Annotated in this window: 17 protein-coding genes; 11 read left to right on the forward strand and 6 right to left on the reverse strand. The window is 40.9% G+C overall.

The genetic code is table 11. The features are described from left to right. Positions 1 to 420 precede the first annotated feature (420 nt). The 3 genes from MKZ03_RS01550 to MKZ03_RS01560 all read left to right on the forward strand — a co-directional run bounded on the left by MKZ03_RS01550 (position 421) and on the right by MKZ03_RS01560 (position 3930). A complete protein-coding gene (locus tag MKZ03_RS01550) occupies positions 421 to 1707 on the forward strand; it encodes an ATP-binding protein (RefSeq protein ID WP_307498971.1) in 1287 nt (428 codons plus the stop codon). A 4-nt stretch (positions 1708 to 1711) separates the two neighbouring features. Beyond that, positions 1712 to 2653 carry a response regulator gene (locus MKZ03_RS01555; protein ID WP_307498972.1) on the forward strand — a complete coding sequence of 314 codons (942 nt, stop codon included), beginning with the start codon at positions 1712 to 1714 and terminating at the stop codon, positions 2651 to 2653. Positions 2654 to 2844: 191 nt separating this feature from the next. After that, on the forward strand, positions 2845 to 3930 hold the full coding sequence (locus MKZ03_RS01560; protein WP_034664274.1) for an SEC-C metal-binding domain-containing protein: 1086 nt from the start codon (positions 2845 to 2847) through the stop codon (positions 3928 to 3930). A 54-nt stretch (positions 3931 to 3984) separates the two neighbouring features. On the opposite strand, the gene MKZ03_RS01565 is transcribed toward MKZ03_RS01560, so the two are convergent. Continuing rightward, a complete protein-coding gene (locus MKZ03_RS01565; protein ID WP_307498974.1) occupies positions 3985 to 5025 on the reverse strand; it encodes a DUF4352 domain-containing protein in 1041 nt (346 codons plus the stop codon). A gap of 455 nt (positions 5026 to 5480) precedes the next feature. On the opposite strand from MKZ03_RS01565, the gene MKZ03_RS01570 reads away from it, so the two are divergent. Continuing rightward, complete coding sequence (locus MKZ03_RS01570; protein ID WP_060595468.1) at positions 5481 to 6410, forward strand: aldo/keto reductase; 930 nt, start codon at positions 5481 to 5483, stop codon at positions 6408 to 6410. Positions 6411 to 6441: 31 nt separating this feature from the next. Here MKZ03_RS01570 and MKZ03_RS01575 read toward each other — a convergent pair whose 3' ends face one another. Both MKZ03_RS01575 and MKZ03_RS01580 read right to left on the reverse strand, forming a co-directional pair. Next, the gene (locus tag MKZ03_RS01575) at positions 6442 to 7407 is read right to left on the reverse strand and encodes a sensor histidine kinase (protein ID WP_334750749.1); all 966 of its coding nucleotides are present in this window, start codon (positions 7405 to 7407) and stop codon (positions 6442 to 6444) included. Between the two features lie 11 nt (positions 7408 to 7418). Then, entirely contained in the window at positions 7419 to 8120 is a 702-nt protein-coding gene (locus tag MKZ03_RS01580) for a LytR/AlgR family response regulator transcription factor (protein WP_106031546.1), read from the reverse strand. Positions 8121 to 8281: 161 nt separating this feature from the next. Here MKZ03_RS01580 and MKZ03_RS01585 point away from each other — a divergent pair, with 161 nt between their 5' ends. The 3 genes from MKZ03_RS01585 (at position 8282) to MKZ03_RS01595 (ending at position 10678) form a co-directional block, all read left to right on the forward strand. Next, a complete protein-coding gene (locus MKZ03_RS01585) occupies positions 8282 to 9022 on the forward strand; it encodes an ATP-binding cassette domain-containing protein (RefSeq protein WP_307498977.1) in 741 nt (246 codons plus the stop codon). Then, on the forward strand, positions 9022 to 10197 hold the full coding sequence (locus tag MKZ03_RS01590) for an ABC transporter permease (protein WP_341030710.1): 1176 nt from the start codon (positions 9022 to 9024) through the stop codon (positions 10195 to 10197). Before MKZ03_RS01585 ends, MKZ03_RS01590 begins: the two co-directional genes overlap by 1 nt. A 145-nt stretch (positions 10198 to 10342) precedes the next feature. Continuing rightward, positions 10343 to 10678: a hypothetical protein gene (locus MKZ03_RS01595; RefSeq protein ID WP_307498981.1), complete on the forward strand. Its 336-nt coding sequence runs from the start codon at positions 10343 to 10345 to the stop codon at positions 10676 to 10678. A gap of 96 nt (positions 10679 to 10774) precedes the next feature. On the opposite strand, the gene MKZ03_RS01600 is transcribed toward MKZ03_RS01595, so the two are convergent. Then, a complete protein-coding gene (locus MKZ03_RS01600) occupies positions 10775 to 11833 on the reverse strand; it encodes a DUF4352 domain-containing protein (protein WP_341030712.1) in 1059 nt (352 codons plus the stop codon). Positions 11834 to 12371: 538 nt separating this feature from the next. Here MKZ03_RS01600 and MKZ03_RS01605 point away from each other — a divergent pair. Together MKZ03_RS01605 and MKZ03_RS01610 are read left to right on the forward strand one after the other, a co-directional pair. After that, positions 12372 to 12800: a cell wall hydrolase gene (locus MKZ03_RS01605; RefSeq protein ID WP_034664257.1), complete on the forward strand. Its 429-nt coding sequence runs from the start codon at positions 12372 to 12374 to the stop codon at positions 12798 to 12800. 122 nt (positions 12801 to 12922) lie between these two features. Then, positions 12923 to 13702 carry a glucose 1-dehydrogenase gene (locus MKZ03_RS01610; protein ID WP_341030713.1) on the forward strand — a complete coding sequence of 260 codons (780 nt, stop codon included), beginning with the start codon at positions 12923 to 12925 and terminating at the stop codon, positions 13700 to 13702. Between the two features lie 20 nt (positions 13703 to 13722). Here MKZ03_RS01610 and MKZ03_RS01615 read toward each other — a convergent pair whose 3' ends face one another. Beyond that, entirely contained in the window at positions 13723 to 14763 is a 1041-nt protein-coding gene (locus MKZ03_RS01615) for an acyltransferase family protein (RefSeq protein WP_341030714.1), read from the reverse strand. Positions 14764 to 14973: 210 nt separating this feature from the next. Continuing rightward, the gene (locus MKZ03_RS01620; protein ID WP_341030715.1) at positions 14974 to 15966 is read right to left on the reverse strand and encodes an LLM class flavin-dependent oxidoreductase; all 993 of its coding nucleotides are present in this window, start codon (positions 15964 to 15966) and stop codon (positions 14974 to 14976) included. 435 nt (positions 15967 to 16401) lie between these two features. On the opposite strand from MKZ03_RS01620, the gene MKZ03_RS01625 reads away from it, so the two are divergent. Both MKZ03_RS01625 and MKZ03_RS01630 read left to right on the forward strand, forming a co-directional pair. After that, a complete protein-coding gene (locus tag MKZ03_RS01625; RefSeq protein WP_034664249.1) occupies positions 16402 to 17004 on the forward strand; it encodes a TerD family protein in 603 nt (200 codons plus the stop codon). 20 nt (positions 17005 to 17024) lie between these two features. Beyond that, positions 17025 to 17606, forward strand: a complete 582-nt coding sequence (locus MKZ03_RS01630; RefSeq protein ID WP_034664247.1) for a TerD family protein — start codon at positions 17025 to 17027, stop codon at positions 17604 to 17606. Positions 17607 to 17628 lie beyond the last annotated feature (22 nt).

A 17628-nucleotide genomic window follows, 5' to 3' on the forward strand; every position in this document is an offset into this window, starting at 1 on the left:
AAGAACTTGTCATGCGCTGCTTGTACCACTCCTTTACACCTAAATATATGTTGAAATGAAGGCTTTGGCGGCGAAAAAACAAAAAGGGTTTTTAGTGAAAATTCAGAAAACGCTTACATATAGTTTCACTAAAATTGTTCATTCAATTTATCTTGGAAACTACACAATCTGACGAAAATCTACAGAAAAACTTACAAATAAAAATCTGTTTGTCGATCATTGTCTAAACAATTCCCATTATTGTAGACAATCACCAAAACGCTGAATAGCTGAAAGGTCACCATGCCGCCTCGGAGAATAGTCATAAAAAAGGATTTTGGGGATAGAAGGATTCGTAAAAATTATTTTATTGTACATTGTGAAGAAAAGAGTCTCCTTGTATACTGTGGCTATGCAAACAGGGGAAGGGATGTCAGTCATTTGAGTTTAAACCAGCTTGTTAAAAAAGACGCATTCATTTTAATTTTTATGGTAGTTATTGTGCCGCTTGCAGGAGAACTGAAGTTTTATCCTGTGAATGAGACGTTCCGGATCAGCTTTGGGGCACCTGCGTTTTTCTTTTGTTTATTACTCTTAAGGAAATCTAGACCATTCTTGCCTGGGTTTTTAACAGGCGCAGCCATTGTGCTTTTTCGAGTAGGCTTAGATCTGATTCAGCATAATGCTGATCTCGCTGCATCATTTTATCAGCAATTCCCAAGTTTCTTCTTCTATTTTACATATGCTTTCCTGTTTTTTGCCGTCCGTACGGGACGTTTTAAACAGCGCTCTATTTTTATTGGGATCATTGGTCTCATGATCGAATTAGTAGCTGATTTTGTTGAGCTGTTTGTACAATTTTTAGTGTTTGATACGACGATGACATTATCAAAGCTGAGTGATATGTTTCTCATTGCGTTTGCTCACAGCTTTGTGGTGATCAGCTTTTTTAATATGATGAAGCTGTACGAGGCACAATCAAGAGAGAAGCAGATCATGAAACAAAATGAGCATATGATGATGGTCATTTCAAATTTATATGAAGAAACGGTTCATTTAAAGAAAACGTTAAAACATACAGAGCATATTACGCAAGAATCATACAGACTTTATCGTCTGCTGCATGAACACGAAGCAGGCAAGAAAGTGAGTCAGGAGCTGTTGAAGCTCGCAGGAGAAATCCATGAAGTGAAAAAGGACAATCAGCGTATTTATGCTGGTCTTTCGAAGCTAATTTCTAAGGAAAATATGCAAGACTATATGAAGGCTGAAGAGCTAGTTCAGATTGTCATCCGCATTCAAGAGAAATATGCGTTATCTCTAGGAAAAAACATCTCTTTTACATCTGATATAAGGGGCATTCATTTGCATGATTACCATGTGTTCATTTTCTTATCGCTGATTAATAATTTAATGGCAAATGCGGTTGAAGCCATAAAGGATACTGGAATGATCTCACTCGTATTAAAAGGAAGTCATGATAAAATAGAGATTCGGATTGAAGATGATGGCCCGGGGATTCCTGAAAAAATGAGAGAAATTGTATTTGATCCAGGCTATACTTCTAAATTTGATGCATATGGAACACCATCAACTGGGATTGGATTATCCTATGTGAAAGAGCTGGTTAAAGAGCTTGGCGGTCAAATTAAAATCGAACAAAGAGAAACAAAGGGAACAGCTTTTCAGCTAATCCTTCCTATACAAAATTTAATACAGAGAGGGTGAGTGTATGCGGTTTTTCATTGCAGATGATGATCGTGCAATACGCTCGATTTTAGGACAAATCATTGAGGATGAAGATTTGGGAGAGGTCGTGGATGAAGCCGATGACGGAGTTGGATTAGAAGCCCATTCATTGAACCTAAAAAAAATAGACATCCTTCTGATTGACCTTTTAATGCCTGCTAGAGACGGCATTCAAACGATTCGTCATATTCACCCTGAATTCAAAGGTAAAATCATGATGATTTCCCAAGTAGAGGCGAAAGAGATGATGGCAGAAGCCTATGAATTAGGGATCGAATATTATATTCATAAACCTGTCAATCGAATTGAGATCGTCAGTGTGATTCGAAAAGTCATGGAGCGGATCAAGCTGGAGAAATCGATATATGATATTCAAGCTTCCCTTCGCCATGTGCTGCCGTTAGAGCCTGTAATTTCTCATGATACGACGGGCGCTGGGTCGAAGAAAAGGACGATGAAAGAGGCAGGGGAATTCCTCTTATCCGAACTAGGAATTGTCGGAGAGAGCGGTTCTAAGGATTTACTAGAGATCCTGATCTACTTACATGAAACACAGTCAGCCAATTCTCATGAGGTCAATTTCCCGCCGCTAAAGCAACTCTTTATCAAAACAGCGGAGAGGAAGCTGGATGATGGGGCAACCGATGTCGAAGTGATGAGAGAAGTGAAAGCAGCAGAGCAGCGGATTAGACGCGCTATTCATCATTCCTTGAATCATTTTGCTTCACTAGGATTAACAGATTTCTCGAATCCTAAGTTTGAGCACTATGCGTCGAAGTTTTTTGACTTTACCGATGTCAGCCAAAGAATGAAAGAAATGCAGAAGACCTCTTCATCCGCAGGATCGACAGGCAGAGTCAATACGAAGAAGTTTGTTCAAATCTTTTATTTTGAAGCAAAGCAGTTATTTGAAGGAATGAGCTGAAGAAAATCTGTTGGAATGATTGGAGAAAATAAACAGAAAAAGACTGCTATTCCTATGATCTGTCGTGATCTTCATGTATCTTTGTTATTTAACTGATCATTCTGATTTTTCTTTTTTCTTGAAAATAAAACTCTCCTGTGCAATCGTTTGTTAAAATAGTGAGGTTAGACTAGAATGTCGGAGGTTTTATTTTGGGAAAAATTAAACGAAATGCGCTCTGCCCATGCGGAAGCGGAAAAAAATATAAACATTGCTGTGGTCAAAAGTCAGGCGGAGAACAAACGTCTGAGCTTGTGTTTAAGGAAGCTGTACAAGTTCAAAAGGATTTAATGAATTATGCTTTCTCTAAGCATCAGAGAGCCATTAATCAATTCATTAATGAGTTTTCTTTCCTTGCAGATATGGATAAAGAAACGCAACAAATTTCAGTTTTTCATTTAAGTGTATGGGGCATTTTCTTCCGTCCATTAACGGATCAGAAAGAAACCATCTTCCAAGAATTCCTGACAAAGAAAGCAGAGGATATTACCCGTCCGAAAACAAAACAAGTGGTTCAATCATGGACAGACATGGAACCATCTTTGCTTTTATTAAATGAAAAAACGGACGAGTCTCTTTACTTTGAGAATATGGTGACAGCTGAGAAGGTTGAAGTAGATGTAAAACCGGATCAAACAGTCTTGCCTGAAAAAGGAAGTCTCGTGCTTGGATTCCCTGTTCAATTTGAAGAAAAAGCAGAGTTTTTCATTCAATATACGATGTTTGCAAAAGAGTTTACAGATACGCTTCTTCTTCAAGTTCGTCAGCTTGTTGAAGCATATGAGGCAAATGGAGGAACGCGCAGCACATTTATGAGAGAATCATTCCCTGACGTGCTGAAGTGCATGTTTGCGAAGCAAGAAGTAGAAGAATCAGAAACATCTGCTCAAACAGAAGGCGATACAGGTCTAACAGCAGATCGCATGGACTGGGCAAGTGATGTTCAGCTGGAAACAGCTAAGCTGATTGAAGACGGAATGAAGGAACACGGGGACCAAAGCCTGACTGATGGCGCTTTAACTGTGTGGAAAGCCTATTGTGATCAGAAATCACCTGTGATCCGTAAAGCAGCATCATTTGCTGCGGGAATCGAATATTACATTCATTCACTTGCAAGCGATGCCCCGCTTTCTCAAGCGCAAATAGCGAAAAAGTATGGCATTAGTGCGTCTACTGTATCGAGCCGTTTTAAAGATATTGAAAAAGCGGTGAAAGAAGAGCAAGAGGCGACTGTATAACATTAAAAAAAGACGCGGCACCTTCATGGGCCAGCGTCTTTTTTTAGTTCATAATTATCTCGTTTTAATAAACCCGCTCATGTACTGCGATGTATTATAATCGTTGAGGTCAATTTTCCACTGACCATCCCCATTACGTTTCATTTTCACTTCGTATTCAGCTGGGCTGGAGACTGGGGGAAGCTTCTCGAATTCAGACGCGTACATGTCTAAGCTTTTCTTATACAATTCTTCTTTAGAGCGGATCTTGCCGTTGTAAAACTCGTCTCTTTGCTTGTCTAGCTTGTCTTTTAAGTTAGAAGCATCAATGCCTGTTACTTGAGCGACAACCTTCGCCTCGTCATCAGAGATGGTTTTCACACTTGTTTCTACTTTGGCTTTATCTTTCATGGTGTTTTGAATGCGTTTATACATAGACAGAATATCACGGTCACTTACTTCATTTCCGTACATGCCGGCACTTCTTTTGAAGTCTTTCACAAACATGTCGTGGTATTTATTGACGACATCCGATTGGTTGTCACCTGTTAAATCGGCAAATTGATCGTTCTTTTTGTCAAAGACAATCATATCGGTATAAGCGGATAGCGCCTTTGCAGGGTTATCCAGCTTTTTCGCTGTATCAAGTATTTTGTTTCCATCTAGGTTGATTTCGATCGAATCACTGTTTTTCTTGATGCTGTCTTGGTACACGAACTGATATTTTTTCCCTTTGTCTACTAGGAAATAAAGAGCACCTGATTGTGATTTGCCTTTGTTCAATGAACCGAGGTCAAGGCGGTCTTTACTGCCGTAAAATTTTAAATCAGATACTTTGGCATCGTCCTGATAAAGGGAGAAGTCAGAGCTATATAATGAAAGAGCTTTGTCACCTTTGTTTGTAATCGTCAAGTTGACTTTTAGCACCAATTCATTGTCTCTTAGCGTAGTTGTTGAGTCTTCTGGTAACGTATATTCGTAGCTATTGACTTTTACCTCTGCTGTTTTTGTTGATTTTTGATCAGCGTTGCTTGATTTGGCTGAGCTCTGGCAGGCTGCAGAGATGATCATCACGAATGAAATCATGAGGAGTGCACTTATTTTTTTTAGATTCACAGTTGATGCTCCTTTGCTTTTCTTTCGTCATTTCATTCCCGCTATCTGACTATGAAAAAAGAAACAGATAGAATGGTATATTCGGGTGTTAAAGGGGAAAATCTCCTTATGACGATTTGCACTATTCATTCTATCGAAATTCAATCATGATGAGGAATAGGTTTTAGTCCCTATCTTTGAAAGAAATTTACACAAACATCTTTAATAAAAGGAATTTTGTAAGTCTAATATACTAGTTAATAAGAATTAATTTATAGATTTATTATGGGTTTTAAATGTTTTTTAGGTAAAAATCTTGAAGTGAAGGTGTTAATGCTTTCAGAGAGATGACTATACGTCCCTTCATTTTTTCAGCGTCTACCTGCTATGTTAATTTTCAGAGAGCAGGATACTTGAATGTTGAAAAGGATTCATGGGAAAATAAGGATGATTAAGCGGATAAGGGAGATGAGCTTTTGAAAAAGGTAACGCTTGGACGAACTGATTTACAGGTGAATCCGATAGGGCTTGGTACGAATGCGGTAGGTGGACATAATTTGTTCCCGAACCTGAGTGAAGATGCCGGACGGGAGCTTGTGGAGACGGCTCTTGATCAAGGTGTCAATTTCTTAGATTCTGCTTTTATTTATGGGCTGGGCCGTTCAGAGGAATTGATCGGTGAGATCATTGCCAAAAGAGGCGGCAGAGAAAACCTTGTCCTTGCGACAAAGGGGGCTCATAAAGAAGTAAACGGACAAATTGAACTGGATAACAGCCGGGACTTTTTAAGAGAGCAGGTCGAAAATAGCCTGAAACGACTGCAAACAGATTATATTGATTTATACTATATGCATTTCCCAGACGGCCGGACGCCGCTGGAAGAAGTAGCAGGCACATTAAAGGAATTGAAGGATGAAGGAAAAATCAGGGCAATTGGTGCATCAAACCTTGATTTTGAACAGCTTCAAGCCTTTAATCGAGATGGCTACTTAGACGTGCTTCAGTCGGAGTATTCTCTGCTGAAACGTGAGGCAGAGCAGGATCTTCTCCCATACTGTGTCGAGCATCGTATTTCCTTTATTCCTTATTTCCCATTGGCGTCAGGCCTGTTGACTGGGAAATTTACGAAGGATGCGACATTTGATGATATTCGAGCAAAAGACCCGCTTTTCCAAGGTGAGGCGTTCCTTCAAAACCTCGAAAAAGTGGACAAGCTGAAGGCAATTGCACAATCAAAGAACGCTGAAACGGCACACGTCGCACTGGCTTGGCTTTTAGCGCAGGACGGCATCGATGCCATCATTCCAGGTGCAAAACGAGCTGAGCAAGTTCTGCAAAACTTAAAAACAAACGATGTTCAATTAACAAAAGAGGAAATCAATCAAATTGACCACATTTTCTCTTAATAAAAAAAAGGTGCCTAGCTGCACCTTTTTTTTATGACATCGTGAGGGGGATTTTGATGACGAGCCGCAAATTTGGAGAACGGTAAGTGAAATCAAGTGTACCGTCTGCCTTTTCAACAAGCTGATGAATGATATACGTCCCCATTCCTTGATGATCGCCGCCTTTTGTCGAGCGCCCATAGGTTTTGAACAAATGGTCTAACACGTGTTTTTCCATTCCTTTTGTGCTGTTCTCACAATGGATTAAAAAGAGTCCGCTCCGAATAGAGGTCGTGATTGAGATGCTTCCCTCGTTCCCGGCTTGCTTCGCTTCAATCGCCGCATCTAGGGCATTATCAAGCAGGTTGCCAGTAAAACTAACCTGATCCGCCTTAGAAAACGGAAGCGATGAAAAAGGTGCTTGAAGGTCTAGTGAAAGGGCAATGTCCTCTTTTTCAGCCCGCTCAAAAAAGGGGTGCAAGGTTGAGGCCAAATAAGCATTTTCTCCTTTAATCCATGGGAAATGTTTCACGTATTGCTGAATCAAATCCTTGATCTCATGTTCGTCGTTCGACGCGGAAAAGGCATTTAAATGTCTAGCTGTTTCATGATGTTTACTGCGCAGCTCAAGCAGCAATTCATTGGTTCTTGATTCTGCGTTGATCAGCTCTTGAAGCCGTCCATTTAACCGTCTATCCGTCTGCATCATCTTCAATGAAAGGATATCTGCTGTCATGATGATCATAAAAGCCAAAAGAGAGCTCAGCCCATTTCCTTGCGTCAGAAAAAGGGAAAGACCTGCACAGGTGAAGAGCACAAAAGCGCCCAGCATCACATAATCACTCACATGAGGCAAAAACCTTTTGTATATGAAGAATGTATAAAGACAAATCACACAAAAGGTGAGGAGCCACAGCACCCCAGATGATAGCGGCAGAAAAGCTTCAACAGCTGCGTGAAATGCAAGACCTAGCCATATGAGAGCATACATGCGGAATCCAAGATAGAAATCGTTCACGTTCGTTCTCCTTAAAAATAGTATTTCTTAAAGTATTCTAATTGCTGCTTGGTCATCATGGCTTTTTTATCCGTACCTTCAAAAGACACGATAAACGAATTTTTGGCATACGCCGAGAAGTTCTTGATGTAATGAATATTGATGATAAACGATCGGTGGGAGCGGATAAAATCTTTTTCAGCCAGATCGCCCTTTAACTCGTTTAATGTCTGATATGTCTGGATATCTCCTGTTGTTGTGACAATGGTGGTTGACCGGCCTGTTCGCTCAACAAAAATGACATCCTTCTTTTGCAGCACATGAATATCTGACTGCTGCTTAATGAGAAGCCGTCCATGAATGCTTTTCTCCTGCTTGGTGGACAGATAGCGATCTAAGGATTTGGCAATTCGATCGGCTTGGTAGGGCTTCATAATATAATCATGAACATTTAAATCAAACGCATGGACCGCATATCCACTGTTTCCTGTCACAAATACAACATCGACATTCAGTGCGTGAGAGTGAATGAGATCCGCTAATTCATAACCGGACATTCCGGGCATTTCAATGTCTGCGAACAACAGATCAATGTCTCCCTGTTTGACCTTCTTATATGCATCCTCTGCTGACTGCGTGACAAAGACAATGTCTACAGCCTCCATTCTGCCCACAATGGCATGCAGCTTTTCTAAATCTATTCGGTAATCATCAACGAGACCTACTTTTATCATAAAAATCACCTGTGACTCTTCTTATTATTTGTCTATTTTACCATTTGTTTTTTTAAAATAGATCATTTCAAGACAGAAAAAGGACGTTTCGCGACATTTTTATGTCAGCGAAGCGTTATTTTTTCTATCATAGACTTAGAAAGTTGAAAGGGGCGAACCAAATGATTACTCTCAGCGATTGCAGCTGCTGGTTTAAAGATAAGAAAAAAGTCGTGAAAGCAATGAAACACATGACGTTCTCCGTGAAGGAAGGGGAAGTCGTTGGCATCTTAGGAGAAAATGGTGCAGGAAAAACCACATTATTGCGCGCCGTAGCCACATTATTAGAGCCTACGCACGGAACAGTCACTGTCGCAGGCTTTGATACGGTGAAAGAATCAACGGAAGTGAAAAAGCGAATTGGTGTTTTGTTTGGCGGTGAGACAGGGCTTTACGATCGTTTGACGGCACGAGAAAATCTTGAATACTTTGGCAAATTATATGGCTTAGACCAGCATGAAATCAAAGCAAGAATAGAGGATCTGGCAAAGCGTTTTGGGATGAGACAATATATGGATCGCAAGGTGAAAGGATTCTCAAGAGGAATGAAACAAAAGGTGGCAATTTCCAGAACCTTGATTCATGATCCTGACATTATCTTATTTGATGAGCCGACAACAGGCTTGGATATCACATCAAGTAATATTTTCAGAGACTTTATTCATCAGCTCAAGCAGCAAAATAAAACCATCCTTTTTTCAAGCCACATCATGGAAGAAGTCAGCCAGCTTTGTGACAGTGTCATGATGATTCATCAAGGAGAGCTTGTGTACAAAGGGACACTTCCAGAATTATATACACAGGAACAAAGTGATGACTTGAACTATATCTTTATGTCGAAGCTCGCTAGGGGGATTTCATAATGTGGAAAACCGTATTTTTAAAAGAAATGACAGATGCACTCAGGGACCGAAAAACCTTACTCTTAACAGTGCTGATTCCTCTTTTGACGATGCTTGGACTGGTGTTCTTTTATGAAAGCATGATTGCAGATCCAGGGGATGAAACCTATACGGTCGCAGTGAATGAAAAGCTTCCAACCGAAATGAATCAAATGATCAAAGAGGTCAAAAACCTCACGCTTGAAACATTTGATGACCCGCAGCAAGCTGTCAAAGAAGGGAAGGCGAATGCTTACCTGGAAATGCCGAAAGAGGCTGACGACATGCTTCAGCATCAAAAATCATTTGCGATTAAAATTCATGGGTACACAACAGATGATGATTCGGTCATCGCGGTTCAAATGCTGCAATCCTTACTGGAGCAGTATCAAAACCAAATCGTAGAAAAGCGTTTAGCCGCTGATCAAATCAATACATCTGTTATTCATCCATTTCAGGTGCAGGCCGTTGATGTAGAAGAAGGCGATGAAGGGGAAAATGGAATGACCGCTATGCTTTTGTCGATTCTCCTTCCGATGATTTTGGTGACCTCCGTTATCTCAGGAGCTTTGCCAGCTGCGCTTGATATTGTAGCGGGTGAAAAAGACCGGAAATCCATTGAAGCGTTGTTCCTGACACCTGCCAGCAGACTTCATATTCTCATAGGAAAATGGCTTGCTGTCTCCATGTTCGGGATTTTAAGTGGAATTGTGGCGATCGGCATGCTGCTTTTATCCACGCTGCTCTTTACAGAAAAGCTAAAACAAGCACTGAACTTTGGTGATCAAATGTGGAGCATTATCGCCGTCATGTTTGCGGCGCTTATCATCTTCTCATTCATGGTTTCGATGATTGAACTGCTACTCAGTGTCGTTTCAAGCTCAGTAAAAGAAGCACAATCGTACATGTCCATGATCATTACATTAGGTGTGATCCCAATGTTCTTTACCATGAGAGCAGGTGCTACGCAGCTAGATACGTATTACTTTGCCATCCCATTCCTCAATATTCATGCGCTCTGTAAGCAACTGATGTTTGGGATCATTGATCCGATGTCCATCACTCTGACACTCGGCTCCTCAGCCCTCGCAGTCGTCATCTTGTTTGTCATCGTGAGAAGCTTGTTTATGAAAGAGAAATGGATGCTTGCGAAATAAAGAAAGTAAAACTTGTAGATTATTCTACAAGTTTTTTTATATCCAGAGATTCATATAAAAGAGGTTCACGATCGGGTTAAAGAAAGGGCATAATAGAAGAGAACTTACATTATTATCCTAATTTGATTAAAGAGGTGATTGGTGTATGTCTTATCAAACAGATAACGATGATGTGCTAGAGTTATGTAATATATATGCTCAACAAACACACCATTTTGAAGCGTTTATTTTGGGGAACAGGAAAGGGTTATTGGAATTAAGAAAAGCAATAGATGAAGCGTTAGAAACGGGCAGTTCCGTTGCACATTTATATCCATCCGATTATGAAGGATATGAAACGTATATTGCTTTAGTAGACGACGAACAAAAGTTTGAGAAATTAATGGATCCTTATGTAGAGGAATACGCACAAGAGGAGGATGCTGTTGATCCGGTTGAGGTGATAAAAGAGTATGAAGCGGCAAAAGAAAATCCTTCGTAATAGACCGTATCTTACTTTCTTGGCTGTAATTAGAAATTAAATATAGGGATCAAACGAAAAACGATAAGAAAAACCCCCTGTCCCGGGGGTTTTTCATTAGTTCTTGATGAATTTTTCAACTAATGAGCTTGTTTTGTAATCGTTCAAATCAAGTTTCCATTGGTCGATGTCATTTTTCTTCATGTTGACTTCTACTGTTTCTTCAGAAGATGAAGGTCCTAATTTTTTGAACTCTTCTGGGTAGATCGAGAGTAAATATTTTTGTGCTTCATCATAAGACGCTGTACGGTTTTTGCTGTAGAACTCAGTCGCCTTTTCTTTTAAACGATCGACAAGAGGGCTTGCATCAATTGGTGTAAGGGTCACAGTCACAACGGCTTTATCACCACTGATGGCTTTTGTTTTTGTTGATACTTTTGATTTTTCAGCTAATGTTTCTTTTACAGCTTTTAGAAGCTTATCAAGGTTTTCGTCCTTCGCTGAGCTAGAAGAAATACCTGATGACGTGATGTAGCCTTGTTTGAATGATTTATCAAATTCGTTGACAACGGTTGATTTGTTATCACCTGTTAGTTTTTCGAACTCGTCGTTATTCTTACCAAAAATCATCACATCAATATAAGAAGAAAGGGCTTTTGCAGATGCTTGAAGTGTATCTGCTTTTTTCATTAAGTCTTTCCCTTTAATATCGAACTCTAGTGTTTTGTCATCTTTTTTAGAACCACTGCCTGGCTCTGTGTACACAAGCTGATAGTCTTTGTCTTTGTCAACAACATAGAAAAGACCGCCTTTTAATACTTTGTCTGCATTTAGAGAGCTTGAAGATAATACTTCGTTGTAGTCATCTGGAGAGATCGTAGACACCTGTGCATCATCTTGGTAAAGCGTGAAGTTGCTTTTATCAACATTTAGAGGCTCTTTGCTGATATTTTTTACAGATACGTTCACTTTTAGTACATACTGATCATCCTGTACAGATGTATCGTATTGAGGTGGTAACGTGTACTCAGCGCTTTCTACCTTTACCTCTGCTGCATCAAGGGATTTTGTATCTTTTTCTTTCGCAGCAGATTTTTCTTTTCCACCACTACAAGCAGCAGCGACAACAGTTACACACAAGATCAGAAGAAACAGGGATAATTTCTTTTTAAACATGACATGTTTTCCTCCTCGGGTTTATGATGAATTTCATTGGAAAGCTTTAGTTCATATCGTTCTTTTTGCACAAAAAGAAAAATACTGTATGTTTTTTACTGTAGAATGAAGCGAAAGTACTGTCAATACTTCAGTGCGTTTCAACGGCTGCACAGCTTCAAGTAGTAAAAATGACACTAAGTTGAGAGGAGAAACTTGTAATTTATGATGTGATATCTCCTGTAAAAACTCAACATTTTATATTTTAAGGTTTTGAGTCGGATTATTGAATAGGTTCAAATGACTGTTTTTGACGAAGGTGTAGCAATTAGAAGGATTTTTATGACTTGTAAATGAGTCTATAGTAATGAATATTTTTTCCTGTTATGTGTATGATCACTTGGTTTGTGTGTTGTTGGCAGAGAGACACATGTCCAGCAAAATGTTGAGGTGTTTAGACAGGCTCTCGACACTGAATGTGTCTTTTCCCGTCAAAATGGCAGTCATCTACACAGAAAGACCACATAAAATAAAAGAGAAACGAAATGGAGGTGGATGTATGGCAGTGGTAAGAGCGACAAGCTCTGATATTGATCTAATGGCCAGACTGCTGAGAGCGGAGGCAGAAGGTGAAGGGAAGCAAGGGATGCTGCTCGTAGGAAATGTGGGCATCAACCGGTTGCGTGCCAACTGCTCTGACTTTAAAGGGCTGCGTACGATTCCACAAATGATTTATCAGGAGCATGCATTTGAAGCGGTCACGCATGGTTATTTTTATCAGCGAGCACGAGAAACGGAAAAAGCACTAGCGCGGAGGAATATTAACGGAGAACGATTTTGGCCGGCAAAATTCAGCCTTTGGTATTTTAAACCGCCTGGAAATTGTCCACCGACTTGGTACAATCAGCCGTTTGTGGCAAGGTATAAGTCGCATTGCTTTTATCAGCCAACCGGTGAAACATGTGAAAATGTCTATAACACCTTTTAGCTTGATGAACAGCACAATCCTCTTAGTTAACGATTGCAGAGGGTTGTGTTTTTCCTTTTTTCAAAATGGGTAACCATTGTGTATCAACAAGATGAAGCACGTGATTGGAGGAGGAAATGAAGATGTATCAAGATTTAAAAGGAAAAACAGCCATTGTCACAGGTTCTTCAAAAGGAATCGGACAAGCCATCGCATTACGATTTGGACAAGAGCAAATGAATGTGGTTGTAAACTATAAAGGCGATGAAGATGGTGCTGAAGAAACGGTACAAGCCATTCAGCAGCGCGGAGGTCAAGCGGTGAAAGTACACGCAGATGTCTCCAAAGAGGAAGGAATTCAAGCCATCATGGATACAGCACTGGAGCATTTCGGTACAGTAGATGTGTTCGTTAATAATTCAGGCTTTAATGGCGAAGAAGCGATGCCGCATGAGATGACGCTTGAACAATGGCAAAAAGTCATTGATGTCAATATCACAGGCGCCTTTTTAGGAGCAAAGGCTGCGATCGCCTATATGATGGAGCATGACATCAAAGGGTCCATTTTAAATATATCCAGTGTCCATCAGGAAATACCGCGCCCGTTCAATGTTCACTATTCCACTTCCAAAGGTGGAATGAATATGATGACGAAGACGCTGGCTCTTGATTATGCGGAAGCAGGTATTCGGATCAATGCGATTGCACCAGGTACAATGGCGACCGAATCGAATGATGATTTGCAGGATGAACAGAAAAAACAAAAGCAGCTTGAAAAGATTCCGATGAGAGCCTTTGGCGAACCGAAGGAGATTGGGTCCGCCGCTGCATTCCTCGTATCTAAGGAAGCTTCGTATATCACAGGCACCACCTTATTTGTGGATGGAGGAATGACGCTTTTTCCTTCTCAAATCAATGATTAATACAAAAAGCATCCGCCCGATCAGCCGGCGGATGTTTTTTGTTCGTAGCGGTGTGCTGCTTTGGCTGGTTTGCCGAGCAGCAGCGGATACTTGCTCAGGAAGGAGATACACGGCACCATAAGCAGCAAAGTCCCGATCGTATAAAAGAGTGTCCAAGAGAGCTGCGCTGTATCCGCAATATTGATGCCAAGTCCATAATAAACAAATGCTTTCATAATATCGATGCCGGCAAACTGCAAGACAAGAATAACAATAGAATTTCGTCCGAGATACGTCAAAATAGGGGACGTTTTGAATTTAAAGCTTAAATAAATCACGGCAGCTGAACCGAGCAGTGCACATGCATAGAAAAGAAAGAGATCGCCATAGTCGTTAACGCGCATATCGACCCGTGAATTCAAGCTTTGCATGTAAGCCGTCAGTACAAGCAGACCTGTACATAGAAGAAGGGTTGGATCTGTTTTTAATTCCACAAACCATTGCTTTGCCAAAAATCCAATTGAATAAAACACAACAGCCGTCAAGGCGACATTGGCATTCCAAGGAAGACTTTGGTCTAAAAGCAATGTAGAGGCATATCCAGCACCTCCGCAAAAAACGGTCAGTAAGATCAGGACAGCAGGTTTCCCTTTTGTCAGACAGTGCATAAAGAAAAATATAATTTCCACTAAAAAGAGCGTCGTTAAAAACCAGATGGCTGGGTTATGCGTGAGTCTAGCTTCATCTGCATTGGATATAAAAATACCTGTAAACGGAACGAAAGGGTCAATATCCGTTTGTCCCTTAAAGGCAAAAAAACGAGTAACGGAGAACCAGAAAACATACGTAATGATGGAGAAATAGAGATAGGGTAAGAGTAAGCTCTTGGCTTTCTTCTGAATAAATGACAGAGCAGGGTGTGAGGATGATCGAAACATCATGCCTGATAGTAAAAAGAAAAGCGGCATATGAAAAGAGTAAATGAATTGCTTTAACGAATCTGGAATGGGCACATGCGCCATGACCACGAGCAGAATGCCGATTCCTTTAGCCGCATCGACCCAATCGAGTCTCTTTTTCATGGCCTGTCATCTCCTTCCTTCTAGCGTCGTAAACGATTCTTTAATGTGTACCTCTACTATATAAAAGGTACACCCCTTATGCGTTTACAGTTCGCTAACGATTAGAAGACACATTTGCGATCAGATGACAGACGGAAGGATTTTGACATCTTGATGTTACATTTCCCATTTTTTATGACAATGTAAAAAAAGAAGCCAAGGGGATTGGCTTCAAAATAATTCTGCGATTCGTTTGAAGGAGCGCTGTTTTTCTATCGGATCAAAAGAATTGTTTAGAATCATGATGTCATCCGTTTGATAGCGATCCATCAAGCTAAGTAATTGCTCTTTCACCGTTGCTTTTGAGCCGACAATCATCCGCTGGCGGTTTTGTAACACTTTTTTCTTTTCCTGCGTGGTGTAGTGATAGGCACTGGCTTCTTCTATAGAAGGTACGCGGCTGTCCAGTCCTTTTTCAACACGCAGCAGCCATAAATCTGTACTGCTGGCGATCCGGTCGGCCTCTTCATCTGTTTCACCACAGATGACAAAAACGCCAAACATAGCGTGAGGCTGCGTGGAAAAGACAGATGGAGAAAAGTGAGACCGATACGTCTCAAATGCTTGCTTGCCGCGTGCAGGGTGGATAAAGTGACCAAAAATATAGTTGATCCCAAGCTCCGCCGCCTGCATGGCACTATTTTCTCCTAGACCAAGCAGCCAAACCGGCGGATGAGCATCGACAAGCGGAGAAGCTTTGACTCCTGCATGCGGGTGCCCAGAAGGCAGGCTGTCTGATAAGTAATATAGAAGATCCTTCAGCTGGCGGTCAAACTGAGACAGGTCTTTATGCACGCCGTCCGTCAAAGCCAGTCTCGTCCTTTCAATCCCGCCTGGAGATTTTCCGACACCGATCTCAATCCGTCCAGGATAAAGAGCCTCAAGCTGCCGCGTGACCTCTGCTACTTTAAAGGGGCTGTACTGCGGAAGTAAAATGCCGCCAGACCCGGTACGTAAGGTTGATGTATGAGCAGCAATATGTGCCATTAATATTTCAGGTGCTGTACTAGCGAGCCCTCTTGTGCTGTGGTGTTCAGCAAACCAATAACGCTCATATCCAAGAGTTTCCGCAAGCTGAGCCAGCTGCGTTGTGTGAATCAATGTCTCTTGGGCTGTCTGACCTTTAGGAATAGCGACTTGATCTAATATGTGAAGTGATGGCATCATCAACATCCTTTCATCGACACGGTCAATGTTCTTCATCTCAAGTATAAAGAAATCCATGAATAGAAGGAAACGAAAGGGTTTATCTCTCGATCGCAAGCTTTTATATTTTCTATATCAACATATAAAACCAAGTGAAATGATGCCTGCACTTCGTTCATTCAGCTAGAGCTGCTTACCGGGAACATTCGACAATGTTTCACATGAAACACTTCATTTACGACATGAACCATTTTCAACATGGATCTTTCGTTAAAAAAATATCATCTGTTTGAAACCTATCTTGAACATAGATCGTATATACTAGTAAATAGAAAAAAGAGTAAGAGGCTCCAATGTCATATCATGAATTTTGTCGAATTTTCATGTATGATAATTTTAATAGGGTCCATCGCTTAATAAATAGATTTTTATTATGCTGGAGGAGTGATTGATTTGGCGATTACATTAGAAAAAGGTCAACGTATTGATTTAACAAAAGGCAAAGCAGGGCTAACGAATATTCTTGTTGGACTTGGCTGGGACCCTGTATCACAAGGCGGCGGATTTTTAGGAAAGCTGTTTGGCGGCGGAGGCGGCGCTGATGTTGATTGTGATGCTTCAGTGCTCATGCTGAAAAATGATAAGTTTACGGAAAATAAAGATTTGATTTATTTTGGCAACTTGAAAAGCAAATGCGGCAGCGTCGAGCATACAGGTGACAACCTGACTGGTGAAGGAGACGGAGATGATGAACAAGTCCTCGTCAACTTGAGCAAGGTGCCAGGCAATGTGAATAAATTGGTGTTTGTTGTGAACATCTATGATGCACTAAGAAGAAATCAACATTTTGGTATGATTCAAAATGCGTACATTCGCATCGTGGATCGTTCAAACAATCAAGAATTAGTGAAATATAATTTAAAAGATGAGTATGCAGGGAAAACATCGTTAATCGTTGGAGAGCTTTATCGTCATGAGAATGATTGGAAGTTTGCGGCTGTTGGAAACGGTACAAATGATGCGAAGCTTGCCGATATTACGAGAAACTATATTTAATCAGAAGGGAGAGATTCCTAGTGGGAATTTCTTTAGCGAAAGGTCAAAAAATTGATTTAACAAAAACGAATCCAGGTTTAACAAAAGTGGTCGTCGGTCTTGGCTGGGACGTCAATAAGTATGACGGCGGACATGACTTTGATCTAGACGCAAGTGTATTTCTTTTAGATGCAGCAGGTAAGGCAAGCTCTCCATCGGATTTTGTCTTTTACAATCAAACAACTGGCGGTGGCGGCAGTGTCGTACATACAGGCGATAACCGCACTGGTGAAGGAGACGGAGATGACGAGCAAGTCAATATCGACTTATCAGCTGTACCAGCGAGTATTGAGAAGATTTCATTTGTCATTACGATTCATGATGCGGAAGCGCGCAGTCAAAATTTCGGACAAGTAACGAACGCATATGTGCGTATTTTAAATGCGGCATCAAATGAAGAACTCATTCGCTACGATTTGGCAGAGGACTTCTCCATCGAGACAGCGATTATTGTAGGTGAATTATACCGTCATGGCGGGGAATGGAAATTCTCAGCTGTCGGATCGGGCTATCAAGGCGGACTTGCCCGCATTGCAACGGACTTCGGTTTAGATATCGGGTAACGGCTAGTTTCATATTTTCAAA

It is taken from the genome of Bacillus sp. FSL R5-0431 (assembly GCF_038002985.1).
GTDB lineage: Bacteria > Bacillota > Bacilli > Bacillales > Bacillaceae > Bacillus.